The sequence below is a fragment of the Leucobacter fengyongliangi genome (genome assembly GCF_050971685.1).
Classification (GTDB): Bacteria; Actinomycetota; Actinomycetes; order Actinomycetales; family Microbacteriaceae; genus Leucobacter.
Genome location: NZ_JBPCEU010000007.1, coordinates 80,188 through 94,603 on the forward strand (window position 1 = coordinate 80,188; position 14,416 = coordinate 94,603).

Here is a 14,416-nt window from a genome sequence, read left to right on the forward strand (position 1 = left end):
TGAGAGAGGACTGACACAGAGAAGCGGACGCCACGCGCCCGCTTCTCTGTGTTAAATACTAGCCCTTGGGCTTGTCGCCGTCAGCGTCTGGCTGCGCACCGAAGTCATTTTTCGGCGCTTCTGCACTGGTGTCACCCAGTCGCTCGCCAAAGGAAGGATCATCGTCGGGCGCGAGCTCGGCCTCTTCCTCCGCAGGAGCGTCGACGGGAGTGACCACCTGGCCAATCGCGTTGCGGTGCACGACGAGCGTCGAGGTGCCGCTGCGCACGGTCACCCGATTCTCCTCGTCGTCAATATCTTCGATCGTGGCGAAGATGCCGGACTGAAGCATGACCTCGGCCCCCGGGCGAAGGTTGCTCTGCAATTCCTGCATGGCACGCTGGCGCTTCTTGCCGTTGCGGAACATGAAGAAGATGAGCACGGCAATGAGCCCAAACATAATGAGCGACATCGGGTCGAGAACCACGGCGATCCTTTCGGTGGGCGATCTGAGCAAGCGCAGCCAGGTTCGGCTACGCAACCCTCACGACTATAGGGTATCCGGTAGCGGAATTCCCGTGTGTTCCCACCCACGCCTGGTTGCCATGCGCCCGCGCGGAGTTCGCGTGAGCAGACCGGTGCGTACGAGAAATGGTTCAACCACGGCCTCGATCGTCTCCGCTTCTTCTCCGACCGACACTGCGAGGGTTGAGAGCCCCACCGGTCCCCCTCCAAACCGCTCAACGACTGCCCGCAACACTTCACGGTCAAGCCGATCAAGCCCAAACTGATCAACGTCGTACAGGGTCAGTGCAGCCTGCACCGCCTCAGTATTGCCGGGCGTTCCGTGCACCAGGCTGTAGTCACGCACCCGTCGCAAGAGGCGATTTGCGATTCTCGGGGTGCCACGAGATCGACTCGCGATCTCATCGACCCCGGCACCTGCGATGTCAAAACCTAGCAGTCGCGCCGCGCGATGCACCACCGAGGCAAGTTCGTCTTCGGCATAGAACTCAAGGTGTGCCGTGAATCCAAACCGATCGCGCAGCGGATTCGGGAGAAGACCTGATCGCGTCGTGGCTCCAACCAGGGTGAACGGCGCAAGCTCAAGAGGAATCGATGTTGCCCCGGCACCCTTGCCGACCATGATGTCGATCCTGAAATCTTCCATCGCCAGGTACAGCATTTCTTCCGCGCTGCGCGCCATGCGGTGTATCTCGTCGATGAAGAGCACCTCGCCCGGCGTCAGGGCAGACAACACAGCAGCGAGATCACCAGCGTGCTGTATCGCGGGGCCTGAGGTTTGATGGAGCGGCTTGTTCAACTCGGTGGCCACGATCATCGAGAGCGTGGTCTTGCCCAGCCCTGGTGGACCCGCGAGGAGGATGTGGTCGGGAGTTCGTTGCTGCATCTGGGCGGCATCAAGCAACAAGCGAAGTTGCCGTCGCACCTTTGACTGGCCGACAAATTCTTCCAGAGACTCAGGCCTCAGGGCACCTTCGAAGCCCAACTCATTCTGCTCGATCTCAGGTGACAGCTCGACGCTCATCGTACAATCCTGCCGGATGTGCCACGACCGGGGCTTCTCGGAGCCTGGAGAAGCGCGAGTGCCGCGCGAAGCAGCGCTGACGTTTCTGTTGCGGCACCAGCGTCTACCGCATCTTGCACGGCAAGTTCGGACTGGGCCTCACTGTACCCGAGGCCGATGAGCGCCTGAGCGACGTCGGCAACCGCGAGTTCGACGGGATCAGCTTCGTGATGTTCGGCCTGCACGGGAACCGCGCTGCGCGGGATCCCGTATACCTCAGGAGTAACTTTTCCGGCGAGCGAGACCGCGATGAGTTTCGCCGTCTTCGGACCGATTCCCGATACTTTCCGAAACGGCTTCTCGTCTTCGACATGGACAGCGGCCGCAATCTCTGCCGGGCTCATCTGCGCAAGCACGCCGAGTGCGCTGCGGGGCCCAACGCCAGATACCGCAAGAAGATGGCCAAACACCTCGAGCTCGTCGGTCGTCGAGAACCCAAACAATGTCAGGGAGTCCTCTCGCACAATCAGTGAGGTATGGAGGGAGAGCTCCGAACCGGGATGTGACGCACTCACGCGCCCGCCCGGAACCTCAACGCGCATTCCTACACCGCCAACACCCACCACCACCCAGCCGGGACCGGCTGAGAGGACCTCACCACGAATCGATGCAATCACAGGGCTACCCTACGGCGATGTGTTGGCACCCGGCCGCGCACACGCCGAGAAGTCGAACATACGTACGAAGTGGGGTGGGAATCAGCTTCCCACCCCACTTCGATCGCCTCGCGAACTAGCGGGCTGCGCCTACTGACTCTGCCAGCGGAACGTTGCCCTGCGACTTGATCGATCGATTCACCGCGCTCACAATCGCTTTCAGCGTGGCGCGGGTCGTGTCGGGATCGATGCCCACTCCCCACAAACGCTGACCGTCGACATCCAGGTCAACATAGGCTGCGGCTACAGCATCCCCACCGCCGCTCATCGCATGCTCCACGTAATCAAAAAGTGTGACCCTATGGCCAGCCGTGTTGAGCCCGTTGATGAAGGCATCAACGGGGCCGTTACCTCGGGTCGTGAACTGCTGCACATCATCACCCACCCGGAAGTCAGCGGTGAGTTCCGTCACCCCGTCACCGGAGCTGGTTGTAGCGGTGCGGAACAACTCGTACCTCCCCCAGCGCTCAAAACTATCGTCACCGGTCACCGGCAAGTACTCGTCTTGGAAGATACGCCAGATATCGTCACTCGAGACCTCGCCGCCCTCAGTGTCGGTGAGGCCCTGAACGACCGCACTGAACTCAATCTGCAGGCGGCGCGGCAAATCAAGTGAGTGGTCGGTCTTCAACAAGTAGGCGACTCCACCCTTGCCCGACTGCGAGTTCACTCGAATGACGGCCTCATACGAGCGGCCAAGATCCTTCGGGTCCACTGGCAGGTACGGCACCGCCCACTCGAGCTCGTCAACCGACACACCCGCGGCCTCAGCGTCGGCTGCCATGCGCTCGAAGCCCTTCTTGATCGCGTCCTGGTGCGATCCGGAGAACGCCGTGTACACGAGATCTCCCGCCCACGGGCTCCGTTCGTGCACGCGAAGCTGATTGCAGTACTCGGCCGTGCGCCGGACTTCGTCGAGCCGCGAGAAATCGATCTGCGGGTCGACTCCCTGTGTGAACATATTGATACCCAGCGCTACGAGATCGACGTTGCCGGTGCGTTCGCCGTTGCCGAACAGGCAGCCTTCAATTCGATCTGCCCCGGCCAGGTATCCCAACTCGGCCGCGGCGATCGCCGTGCCGCGATCGTTGTGTGGGTGCAGCGACAGAATCACGTTGTCGCGATGGGCCAACCGCCTGCTCATCCACTCGATCGAGTCGGCGTACATATTCGGAGTGGCCATCTCGACGGTCGCGGGCAGGTTGATGATGACCTTGCGCTCAGGCGTGGGCTGGAACACCTCGATCACTTCGTTGCAGACCTCAAGTGCGTACTCGAGTTCGGTACCGGTGTAAGACTCTGGCGAATACTCATAGTAGATCTCGGTATCCGCGCAGATTGATTCGCTCGCGAGACACAACCGAGCGCCCTCGAGCGCGAGCTGCTTGATCCCCTCGCGGTCCTCACGAAACACAACCTCGCGCTGAAGGATGCTCGTCGAGTTATACAGATGCACGATGGCACGTTTGGCGCCGATCAGCGATTCGTAGGTGCGCGTGATCAGGTGCTCGCGTGCTTGGGTGAGAACCTGAATCGTCACATCGTCGGGAATCGCATTCTCCTCGATGAGATGCCTCACGAAGTCGAAATCAGTCTGGCTGGCGCTCGGAAACCCCACCTCGATCTCCTTGTACCCCATCTTCACCAACAGATCAAACATGATCCGCTTGCGCTCGGGGCTCATCGGGTCGATCAAGGCCTGGTTACCGTCACGCAGATCAACGGCGCACCATCGGGGCGCTTCAGTGATGCGATTCGAGGGCCACGTTCGATCCGGCAGATCCACCGGGATGATCTCGTGGTACGGACGATACTTGTGGATCGGCATCGCCGACGGCTGCTGCATGTTCTTCATGGTCTTGTCTTCTCTCGCTCTTGGTTCTGTTCAGCCAACACGAACACCGCGACGAGGGAGGCCTGAAACTAGGACTCGTCGCGGCAGCTAAGGAGAAGCAAACCGAACAGCACCCGCCAAGCATATCACTGGAATTCGCATACTCTTGAGGAATGGTGCGACTCTGGATCCTTCTCACGACGCTTCTCACGACGCTCGGAGTCGTGCTAGTCGCGTCACCGGCACACGCCGATGTCGACGATTTCGTGTACGACAGCTGGCATGTGAGTTATCAACTCGACGTTGACGAGGAGGGCCGGGCAGTGGCTCGGGTCACTGAGAAACTCGTGGCGGTCTTTCCCGACTTTGATCAAAACCGCGGCATCGTGCGTGCACTTCCCTTGAACTACGAAAAGGCCAATGCCGCACCTCAGGAGATTTCGGTTACCGACGAATCGGGAACAGCCATCCCGTTTGACACCGACGACGATGGCACCTTCCGGATCATCCTGATCGGCGACGACAACTTCGTGCGGGGCGTACACACCTATGTCATTTCCTACACGCTGCATGATGTGATTCTCACCACCGACGATCGCGACGAGTTCTATTGGGATATCGTGCCGATTGAGCGCGCTCAGTCCATCGCCGCTTTCTCAGCTGAGTTCGATGTCGCGAAAGACCTCTCCCCCCGGCTGACCGGGGCGACCGCATGCTTTACGGGCACGGCCTACTCAACGGAGACCTGCGAGATGAGTGAGGCTCAGGTCGACTCCGGGCGTTCGAAGCTGGCGATTGCACCATTCGCGCTTCCCGGTGGATCCGGTGTGACCGTTGGGATCGCATTCGAGCGAGGGAGCGTGGTTCAGCCACCTGTACGACTCCCGAATCCGCTTCTCGACATCGGACCCGTGGTGATCGGGACTGCGGCGCTCGTGCTTGGCATCGTGGCCGCGGCACTCGTGTTGCTTGAGCGCAGAAGGCGCCGCACACACCGCGGAGTGATCGTGGCTCAGTATGAGGTACCGGAAACCCTTCCCCCGCTTCTCGCCGGACCCATTGCAGGGGAAACCAAGTCGACGATCGCCGCCGAGGTGGTCCACCTCGCGGTGCGCGGTGCGATCCGCATAGAAGACGGCGCCGAGTCCACTGGGTTTCTCGGCAGGGGCAAGCCACAGCCGGTGCTCCGACTCCTGGACCAGACTCGGGCGGGTGATGAACTGGATCGTCGCACGATATCTGACCTGTTCGGGTCAGCTGGCGCGGGAGCCACGTTCACGCTTCCCAAGAAAGATGAGCAGTTTGGTAAGAAAATGCTGGCGCTCACAAGCGATGGCGCAAAGCAAGCGACCAAACGAGGGTATCTCGAGCGTGTCCGCTCTCGCACCGCGACCATGCTGGGCGCAGGAGCCATCGCACTGGGCGCGGGCACGATTGGCTTCACCATGATCGGCATTGCACGTGAGAACTGGTTCACGATCCTCATTGCGCTCCCCGTCGGTATCGCCGCGATCGTGCTCGGTGTCATCGGAGTCATGCGGCACACCATGCACACCCAGCGCGGTGCCGAGGCCCGAGAATACCTTGCCGGCGTGCGCGAGTTCATTCGCGTCGCGGAGGCTGATCGCCTCCGACTCTTGCAGGGCCACACCACCGCAGAGCGCCGACCCGACGGGTCCGTCAACGTCGTGGTGCTCTACGAAAGACTCCTGCCCTACGCGATGCTCTTTGGCCTGGAAAAGGAGTGGGGCAAGGTACTCGAGGTTGCCTACCAGGAGACCGGGGTGGTTGGCCCCGTCTGGTACCCGGCACTTGGTGCCTACGGCCTGTCGCACCTCGACCGATCGATCTCAAGTTTCAGTGACTCCTTCACGAGTTCCGTGAGCTACAGTTCGAGCAGTTCGGGCGGAACAAGCGGAGGCGGATTCTCGGGAGGTGGTGGCGGCGGCGGATTCAGCGGTGGGCGCTGACTCTCGCCCGCGCACCGCACAGCTCCTCGTGGAGGGCTAAAAGCCAAGCCGACCGAGCGCTTTCGGATCGCGCTGCCATTCCTTGGCGACCTTTACCCGCAGCGACAGGTAGATGCGGCGGCCCAGCAGCGCCTCGATCTCGTGACGGGCGCGCTCCCCCACGTCTCGCAAACGCGATCCGCCCTTGCCAATCACAATGCCTTTTTGACTGTCGCGCTCAACGTACAGGCTCGCGTAAATCTCGAGCAGCCCGTCTTCACGAACCTCACGATCATCGACGCTCGCGGCAAGAGAGTGCGGGAGTTCGTCACGCACCCCGTCAAGCGCGGCTTCGCGGATCAGCTCGGCGATCCGGTCGTATTCGCTCTCGTCGGTCGTCGTTTCGGCCTCGTACAGCGGCGGTGACTCTGGCATCAGGCCGAGCAGCACATCAGCCAGCACATCAAGTTGCTCAGCGGTCACCGCTGAGATCGGCACGACCGCATCCCACTCGCGCAGCGTCCCGATTCGAGTGAGCTGATCGATGATCTCGCTCTGGGTCGCCTGATCAACCTTGGTGAGAATCGCGACTTTCTTCGCACGCGGGAAATCATCGAGTCGATCGTTGATGAATCGGTCACCGGGGCCAAGCTTCTCATTTGCCGGCACGCACAGCCCAATCACATCGACATCGCCAAGCGTCGCCTCCACGAGGGCATTGAGCCGCTCGCCCAGGAGAGTGCGAGGCCGGTGGATCCCGGGCGTATCGACGATGATGAGTTGTCCGTCGGCTCGATGCACGATACCTCGGATGGTTTTTCTCGTTGTCTGCGGCTTGGGGCTGGTGATCGCAATCTTCTCACCCACCAGCGCATTCGTGAGCGTCGATTTCCCCACGTTCGGTCGGCCGACGAACGAGACAAACCCGGCTCGGTGTTCGGACTTCATGGGTGCCTCAGTTTCTCTCGGTGGTGTCGTGGGGCTTGGTGATTTCACCGGTGTCGGCCCCGACCCAGCGGGCTCCTACCGTAACCAGTCGTTGCCGCTTTCGTTCGGTCTCTCGGGCGGTCAGTTCAATGCCCGAGACCACCACGAAATCGCCAGTTTCGGCCAGCCTGCCCAAGTGCTTGGCCACGAGCCCACCCACACTATCGACCTCGTCATCTTCGAGCTCGATACCGAAGATCTCACCCAGACGATCGACCGGCAGGCGGGCGCTCACCTGAAACGAACCATCCTCCTGCAGGATGGTTTCGGGTGCGTCTCGATCATGTTCGTCGCTGATATCACCGAGCAACTCCTCGATCAGATCTTCAAGGGTGACGAGGCCAGAAATGCCTCCGTACTCATCGACGACGAGCGCCAAGTGGTTCGATTCGCGCTGCATCTGGCGCAGCAGTTCGTCGGCTCGTTGGAGCTCGGGAACAAAAATGGCTGGCTTCATGATTCGCGTCACCGTGGCTTGCTCCGCCTCATCCGCGCGGCGCAGCACAAATCCGCTTGCATCGCGCAAATAGACCACGCCTTCCACCTCGTCCAGGTCGCCAGCGGTCACCACAGGCACGCGGGAATGCCTCGATGCCAGCATTACCTCGAGGGTCTCTCGCACTGACTGGTCTGTGTCGATCGTGACCATGTCGATGCGCGGAATCATCAACTCGCGAACCAGCGTGTTGCCGAACTCCATCAGTGAGTGAATGTAGTCTCGGTCATCCTCCTCGAGGAGATCCTGCTCGGTCGCCTGATCCACCATCGACAGCAACTGCTGCTCATCGCGAATACGCACCCCGCCCGAGGTGCGACCCGGAGTCACGCGATCACCAAACCGCATGAGCGCCCCGGCGATCGGGCCGAGAGAAAGTCGCACGAAGCGCACAAACCTGGCAGAGAAGCGGATCACGGACTCGGGGTGATGTGTGCCGACGGTGCGCGGGCTTGAGCCCACGAGCACAAAGGTGATCGCCGTCACGATGAGCGCCGCGAGCAGGAGAGCGAGCCACAGCTGGTCGACCGAATACGCCAGCACCATCGTGATGAGCACCGCGGAGAGGGTCTCTGCCGCCACTCGCGCGAAGCTGATTGCATTCACATGCGCGGCCTCGTCGTCGGCGATCGCTCCGATCGCGGCACCGACGCGCGGAGAGGAGTCATCTGCCAGCGAAAGGAGCTCCGCACGTGAACGCACGCCGAGCGCGGCATCGCTTGCGGCTAGTAGGCCGCCGATCACCAAGAGCGCCGCAGCCGCCATGAGGAGGGCCACCACGAGAAACCCACTCATTAGGGACGCTCTCGTACCGCGAAGCTCAGGAGGAGATCCCGCTGTAGGCCGAACATCTCGGCTTCCTCGTCGGGCGTATGGTGGTCGAATCCCAGCAGATGCAACATGCCGTGGGTGAGGAGCACCTGCAATTCCTGTGCGAGATCGTGGCCCGCCGCGTCAGCCTGTGCCAGTGCCACCTGAGGGCACATCACAATATCTCCGAGCAACCCTGCTGGGGTGGGCGCATCAGCGCGACCCGGCCGCAACTCGTCCATCGGAAAGCTCAGCACATCGGTGGGTCCCGGCTCATCCATCCACTGCACGTGCAACTGCTCGATCGCGGCCTCATCGACGAGCATGATGCCCACCTCGGTCTGCGTGTGTACGTGCAACGATTCCAGCACGAAGGACGCGAGACGCTGGAGTATCGACTCCTCGACAGCAATGCCAGACTCGTTGTTGATTTCGACGCTCACGGTGTTCCTCCCTGGACCCTGCGTGTTTCTTCATACGCGGTGTACGCGTCAACGATTCTCCCGACCAGACTGTGCCTAACGATGTCGTCTGATGTGAGCTCAGAAAAGTGAACGTCTTCGACCCCCCGCAGAATGCGACTCACGACACGCAGGCCACTCGAGGCGATGGGCAGATCCACCTGGGTGATGTCACCGGTGACCACCATCTTTGAGCCGTAGCCGAGCCTGGTGAGAAACATCTTCATCTGCTCAGGTGTCGTGTTCTGAGCCTCGTCGAGAATCACGAATGACTCGTTCAGCGTGCGCCCGCGCATGTAGGCAAGCGGTGCCACCTCGATCGTGCCACTCGCCATGAGCTTCGGGACAGCCTCGGGCTCCATCATGCTGCCGATGGCATCAAACAGCGGCCGCAGATACGGATCGATCTTGTCTTCGAGCGTGCCCGGCAGGTACCCGAGCCGCTCGCCCGCCTCGACCGCGGGCCGGGTCAAGATAATCTTCGCGACCTCACGGCGCTGCAGCGCTTGAACCGCCTTCGCCATCGCGAGGTAGGTTTTTCCGGTGCCAGCGGGGCCAATACCAAAGACGACCGTGTGCTGGTCTATGGCGGTGACGTATTCGCGTTGCCCCTGCGTCTGAGGTCGAACGGAGTGCCCGCGAACCGAAAGAATCGGCTCGCTCAACACCTGAGATGCGGTCGGACCGTCGCCGCGCTGCACCATGCGCGTGACTTCACGGACGTCGTGCCGCGAGACCGCCCCGGAGCGCCGGGCAACCTCCAGTACCTCAGCGACCACCTGTTCGGCGGCCTTCACCTCGGATGCGGGACCGCTCAGCGTCATGACGTGATCGCGCGCGTGAAACTCAACCTGCGGGTGCTGCCGCTCGAGGTCGGCGATGAGTTGATCGCGGTGACCGAGAAACGAGGCGACATCCACTCCCGTGAGCAACACGGTGCGTTGTAGCAGTGGATCACGGGCATCGCCCGCGCCCGAAGGTTCTTGGCCGACAGCCAGGTCTCGTGCGTCAGGTTCAGGAACCAACGATCGCGCTCTCCTTCAGGCCACCCGCGAGCACGTGGGCGTGCACATGGAAGACGGTTTGCCCGGCGTTCGCGCCGGTATTGAATACCAGTCTGAAGTCGCCATCCGCGTGTGTGCGAGCGAGCTGCTGCGCCACCTCGACGATCTCGGCCAACAGACTGGGGTCGCCCGCCGCGAGTTCCACCACGTTTGCGTACTCGGTGCTCTTGGGTACCACCAAGATGTGCACAGGTGCCTGTGGCGCGATGTCTGGAAAAGCGATGACCCGATCGGTCTCGGCGAGCCGATCGACGGCTATCTCACCCGAGATGATCTTGCCAAAAATGGTTGATTCTGCCATTCCCCTAGCCTAGCTGGGTTCACTCACCAGCGGCCGAGAGCCGCGTTGAGCAGCGCGAGCCCAGCCGGGCCGGCTGACGAGGTGCGCAGTACCGCGTCGCCGAGCTGCAGCACGTGCGCTCCCGCCGCTTCAAGCGCGTCTATTTCTCGGTCACTCAGCCCGCCCTCTGGTCCGACCACCACGACAATCTCGTTGCCAATGGCATCGCTGCCCGGGCTGAGACTGAGTCCGTTGCACCAGTCGCTGAGGCGTTTGCTCCCGCGAGGGTGCAGCACGAGTACGTGGGTGCTTTCGACCTGGGCGAGCTGGCAGAGTCCGTCAAGCGACGCAGGAGGATCGACGAGCGGGACTCGCGCGCGCAGTGACTGCTTCGCGGCCTCGCGCGCGACACGCTGCCACTTGGCAACCCCTCGCCCAGCCTTCTCCCCGTCCCAGCGAGACACCGAACGCTCGGACTGCCACGGCACGATCCGATCGACACCGAACTCGGTCGCCTGCTCAACCGCTCGCTCGTCGCGGTCGCCCTTAGCCAGCGCCTGCACGAGCACCAGCCGGTTTTGGACGGACTCGGCGCGATGCACGCTCTCAAGCCGCACCGCGAAGCGGTCGCGATCAACAACCGTGACTGTGCCCTGGGCGGTGGTGCCCGCACCGTCGCCCAGGATCGTGCGCTCGCCCGCCCGCATTCGACTCACGCGAACCGCATGCCGCGCCTCGTCGCCACGCACCTCAATCACTGCGCCGACGGTGAAGTCCTCCGCGGCGAGATCCTCGCGATAGTACAGGTGTGCCATCAGCGACTAGCCCTGCCGGAAGAAGCGATCCCGAATTTTGCCAAACAGGCCCTGCTGAAACTCGCCGAGGGTCGGAGGCTCTTCCTTCCGCAGCGCGGCCAGTTGGCGCACCAGGTCTTTTTCGCGGCCCGCGAGCTTCGTCGGGGTCACCACCTGAACCGCGACCTTCAGATCACCGCGCGTCGTAGAGCGCAGAGCCTGAATGCCACGACCGCGAATCGTGATGACATCGCCCGATTGCACCCCCGCGGGCACCTCAAGCTGAACGTCACCGTCGAGTGCGGCAACCGTGTTCTCGGCCCCAAGAATCGCGTCGGTCATACTGACCTGAGCTGTCGCCAGGAGGTCGTTGCCATCTCGACTGAACACATCGTGATGCATCACCCGGAACTCGATAAAGAGGTCTCCGTTCGGGCCGCCCGCCGGGCCAACTTCGCCGCCCCCGCGCATCTGCAGCCTGGTGCCGGTGTCGATGCCCGAGGGAATGTCGATGTTCATCGTGCGACGCTCACGTACCCGCCCCTTGCCCCCGCACTCGACACAGGGGTGCGGGATCACTGTGCCGTAGCCCGAGCAGCTCCCACAAGGGTGCATGGTCACGACATTCCCGAAAAGCGAGCGAACCTGTCGCTGTACCTGCCCGACGCCGCCACATACATCACAGGTGGCGGGCGACGTACCCGGCTGGCAGCAGCTGCCCGAGCACGTGCCACAGAGCACCGCGGTATTGACTGCGATCTCGCGCTGCACACCGAAGATCACTTCGGCAAGTTCCACATCGACGCGGATCATCGCATCGTCGCCTCGCTCGGCGCGGGCACGCGGGCCCCGCTGCCCCCCACCGAATCCGCCGCCGAAGAAGGTCTCAAAGATGTCGCCGAAGCCACCCGCCCCGCCCTGGTCGCCTCCCATGTCGTAGCGCTGGCGTTCGTTCGGGTCGCTCAACACATCGTAGGCGTGGGTGACGGACTTGAAACGTTCCGAGGCGTCTTCGCTCGGGTTGACATCGGGATGCAACTCTCGTGCGAGCTGGCGATACGCCTTCTTGATCTCGTCAATGGAAGCTTCTCGGGAAACCCCGAGCGTCTCATAGTGGTCCGCCACTGTGTGCAGCCTCTCGTTCTGGTATCCAACAAATGCATGGTGTCGTGATGTATCGGGGGGGGATCGGGGCGCTCGTCCCCGACCGCAAACTTAGGTCTCGTCGAGGACTTTGCTGAGGTAACGGGCGACCGCTCGAACGGTGGAGATATTCGATGCGTAATCCATTCGCATCGATCCCACTACCCCCAGATTCGATCTGCTGTCTCCGTCAATCTCGTAACTGGAGGTGATCACCGAGGCACCCTCGAGGCCGTATGGTTCATTCTCGCGCCCGATAGAGGCGGCAACCTCTCGTCCATCCTGAGCCATCTCACCGAAAAGTCGCAAGAGGGTGACTTGCTCCTCAATCGCTTCGAGCACCGATGAGAGGTTCCCAGTGAATTCACCTGGACGCGAGAGATTCGCTGCCCCGGCGATCGTGATCCGCTCGCTTCGATTTGCTTGGAGCTGACTCAGCACCACTTCCAGTACCTTGCGCACGAGCTCCGATTCGCCCGGTTGCGACCACTCGTCGAGGGAGTCCAGCAGTGACTGAGCACCCAATACCGCGGACTCAAGGTCCGTACCCACAATCGCGCCGGCGAGACGGTCACGCAGCCCGTGCACCCAGGTTTCCGTGACTTGGGCCGCGGGGAGGCTCGCGACCTGCTGCTCAACCACTCCAGTGCCCAAAATAATTACGCTGAGCACCCGGCTCTCCCCCACCGCTACGAGATCGATGTGACGCACCTGCGTGCGCCGAAGAGACGGGTACTGCACCACAGCTACCTGGTTCGTCAGCTGCGCAAGGAGTCGAACGGTGCGAGCGAGCGCGTCGTCCAGGTCGTTCGACTCGCCGAGAAAGCGCTCTATGGCGGTCTTCTGCGCGGTCGTCAATGGCCGAATCTTCGCCAGCGTGTCAACGTAGAGCCGATACCCCTTGTCGGTCGGAATACGGCCCGAGGAGGTGTGTGGCGCGGCGATGAGCTCCTCATCTTCCAGCAGCGCCATGTCGTTTCGAATGGTTGCGGAGGAGACCCCAAACTGATGTCTCTCGACAATGGTCTTAGAACCCACCGGCTCGTTCGATGCGACATAGTCACCGACGATTGCGTGGAGCACCGCGAGACTTCTATCTGAAACCATGCCACCCTCCCGCCTAGCACTCGATAATACCGAGTGCCAAGTCTACCTGAGCAGCCTGTGCACCACCGTGTCTGCAAGCAGACGCCCGCGAAGGGTCGGGATCACTCTCCCCTTGAGAGCTGCGCGTCCATCGATCAGCCCATCCGCGATCAGGCCAGACACCTCCTGCCGCTCCTCGGAGAGCAGCACCTCGATGGGCAGACCGGTCGCGATTCTGGTTTCGAGCAGCACCCGTTCGCTCCGGCGTGCATCCGCACCGAGTATCTCACGGGCATGGGCGGGAGAGACTCCGGCAGCGATTCGGTCAGCGTAGGCACTCGGATGCTTGACGTTCCACCACCGGGTTCCGCCCACGTGACTGTGCGCACCGGGCCCAGCCCCCCACCAGTCGGCACCTCGCCAGTATGCCAGGTTGTGCCGCGACCGAGTTTCCGTGGCGCGCGCCCAGTTGCTGATCTCGTACCAGGACAGGCCTGCTGCGGTGAGCCGGGTGTCAGCGACCTCGTACATTTCTGCGTGGGTGTCGTCGTCAGGTGCGGCGATTTCTCCCCGCCGAATTCGTGCAGCCAATTTCGTGCCCGATTCAACGATGAGTGCGTAGGCGGAGAGGTGATCCGGCTCGCATGTAATTGCTGCATCAAGCGAACGCCCCCAGTCGGCGAGAGTTTCACCCGGGGTTCCATAGATGAGGTCGAGACTGACCTGCAGGCCAGCCTCGCGTGCCCACCGCACCACATCTGGAACGCGCTCCGGGTCGTGGGTTCTATCAAGCGTCGCAAGCACATGAGGAACCGCGGACTGCATCCCAATACTCACTCGAGTGAAGCCTGCCTTCGCAAGGTTCTCGAGATAACGTGCATCGACGGAGTCTGGATTTGCCTCCGTGGTGATCTCGGCATCGGGCGCAAGCGTCCACTCTTCACGAATTGTCTGCAGCATCGAGGCAAGGTCGCTGGCGGGGAGCAGCGTAGGCGTTCCTCCCCCAAAAAATACTGTCGATGCCGGGCGCACAGGCACAGCAGAGCGACGCATGACCTCAGATCCGAATCGAAGTTCGTGAGAGACCTGCCCTGCATAGTCCGCTCGCTTGGTTCCCCCGAGTTCGCTGGCGGTGTAGGTGTTGAAGTCGCAGTAGCCACAACGAACTCGGCAATAGGGAACGTGAACGTACACCCCGAAATCACGAACCTCAGCGCCCTGCCGAGCACTCTCCGGCAGGGACCCGTCGGCCGGTGCGGGATCCCCGTCGGGAAGTGCGCCTGGCACGC

General features: G+C 62.1%; 14 protein-coding genes. 1 reads left to right on the top strand and 13 read right to left on the bottom strand.

All coding sequences use genetic code 11. The features are described from left to right. Positions 1 to 58: 58 nt before the first annotated feature. The 4 genes from yajC to leuA form a co-directional block, all read right to left on the bottom strand. Positions 59 to 466, bottom strand: coding sequence for a preprotein translocase subunit YajC (gene yajC / locus ACR0R4_RS06800; RefSeq protein ID WP_433646572.1), 408 nt, complete (start codon positions 464 to 466; stop codon positions 59 to 61). 63 nt (positions 467 to 529) lie between these two features. Further along, entirely contained in the window at positions 530 to 1,528 is a 999-nt protein-coding gene (gene ruvB, locus ACR0R4_RS06805; protein ID WP_433646573.1) for a Holliday junction branch migration DNA helicase RuvB, read from the bottom strand. Continuing rightward, entirely contained in the window at positions 1,525 to 2,184 is a 660-nt protein-coding gene (ruvA, locus tag ACR0R4_RS06810; protein ID WP_433646574.1) for a Holliday junction branch migration protein RuvA, read from the bottom strand. The genes ruvB and ruvA overlap by 4 nt, the downstream gene beginning before the upstream one ends. A gap of 115 nt (positions 2,185 to 2,299) precedes the next feature. Then, a complete protein-coding gene (gene leuA, locus ACR0R4_RS06815) occupies positions 2,300 to 4,078 on the bottom strand; it encodes a 2-isopropylmalate synthase (protein ID WP_433646575.1) in 1,779 nt (592 codons plus the stop codon). Positions 4,079 to 4,230: 152 nt separating this feature from the next. Here leuA and ACR0R4_RS06820 point away from each other — a divergent pair, with 152 nt between their 5' ends. Beyond that, positions 4,231 to 6,027 carry a DUF2207 domain-containing protein gene (locus ACR0R4_RS06820; protein WP_433646576.1) on the top strand — a complete coding sequence of 599 codons (1,797 nt, stop codon included), beginning with the start codon at positions 4,231 to 4,233 and terminating at the stop codon, positions 6,025 to 6,027. A gap of 36 nt (positions 6,028 to 6,063) precedes the next feature. Here the strand turns inward: ACR0R4_RS06820 and era are convergent, their stop codons facing one another. The 9 genes from era to hemW form a co-directional block, all read right to left on the bottom strand. After that, positions 6,064 to 6,954 (bottom strand): GTPase Era, encoded by an 891-nt coding sequence (gene era, locus ACR0R4_RS06825; protein WP_433646577.1) that lies wholly within the window; start codon positions 6,952 to 6,954, stop codon positions 6,064 to 6,066. 7 nt (positions 6,955 to 6,961) lie between these two features. Further along, a complete protein-coding gene (locus ACR0R4_RS06830; protein WP_433646578.1) occupies positions 6,962 to 8,284 on the bottom strand; it encodes a hemolysin family protein in 1,323 nt (440 codons plus the stop codon). After that, positions 8,284 to 8,742, bottom strand: coding sequence for an rRNA maturation RNase YbeY (ybeY, locus tag ACR0R4_RS06835; protein ID WP_433646579.1), 459 nt, complete (start codon positions 8,740 to 8,742; stop codon positions 8,284 to 8,286). Before ybeY ends, ACR0R4_RS06830 begins: the two co-directional genes overlap by 1 nt. After that, complete coding sequence (locus ACR0R4_RS06840) at positions 8,739 to 9,785, bottom strand: PhoH family protein (protein WP_433646580.1); 1,047 nt, start codon at positions 9,783 to 9,785, stop codon at positions 8,739 to 8,741. Before ACR0R4_RS06840 ends, ybeY begins: the two co-directional genes overlap by 4 nt. Beyond that, positions 9,775 to 10,125 carry an HIT domain-containing protein gene (locus ACR0R4_RS06845; protein ID WP_433646581.1) on the bottom strand — a complete coding sequence of 117 codons (351 nt, stop codon included), beginning with the start codon at positions 10,123 to 10,125 and terminating at the stop codon, positions 9,775 to 9,777. The genes ACR0R4_RS06840 and ACR0R4_RS06845 overlap by 11 nt, the downstream gene beginning before the upstream one ends. Positions 10,126 to 10,148: 23 nt before the next feature. Further along, positions 10,149 to 10,919 (bottom strand): 16S rRNA (uracil(1498)-N(3))-methyltransferase, encoded by a 771-nt coding sequence (locus tag ACR0R4_RS06850; protein ID WP_433646582.1) that lies wholly within the window; start codon positions 10,917 to 10,919, stop codon positions 10,149 to 10,151. A 6-nt stretch (positions 10,920 to 10,925) separates the two neighbouring features. Beyond that, positions 10,926 to 12,023, bottom strand: coding sequence for a molecular chaperone DnaJ (gene dnaJ, locus ACR0R4_RS06855; RefSeq protein ID WP_433646583.1), 1,098 nt, complete (start codon positions 12,021 to 12,023; stop codon positions 10,926 to 10,928). A 90-nt stretch (positions 12,024 to 12,113) separates the two neighbouring features. Continuing rightward, on the bottom strand, positions 12,114 to 13,148 hold the full coding sequence (gene hrcA, locus ACR0R4_RS06860) for a heat-inducible transcriptional repressor HrcA (protein WP_433646584.1): 1,035 nt from the start codon (positions 13,146 to 13,148) through the stop codon (positions 12,114 to 12,116). Between the two features lie 42 nt (positions 13,149 to 13,190). Then, complete coding sequence (gene hemW / locus ACR0R4_RS06865; protein WP_433646585.1) at positions 13,191 to 14,414, bottom strand: radical SAM family heme chaperone HemW; 1,224 nt, start codon at positions 14,412 to 14,414, stop codon at positions 13,191 to 13,193. Positions 14,415 to 14,416: the final 2 nt, after the last annotated feature.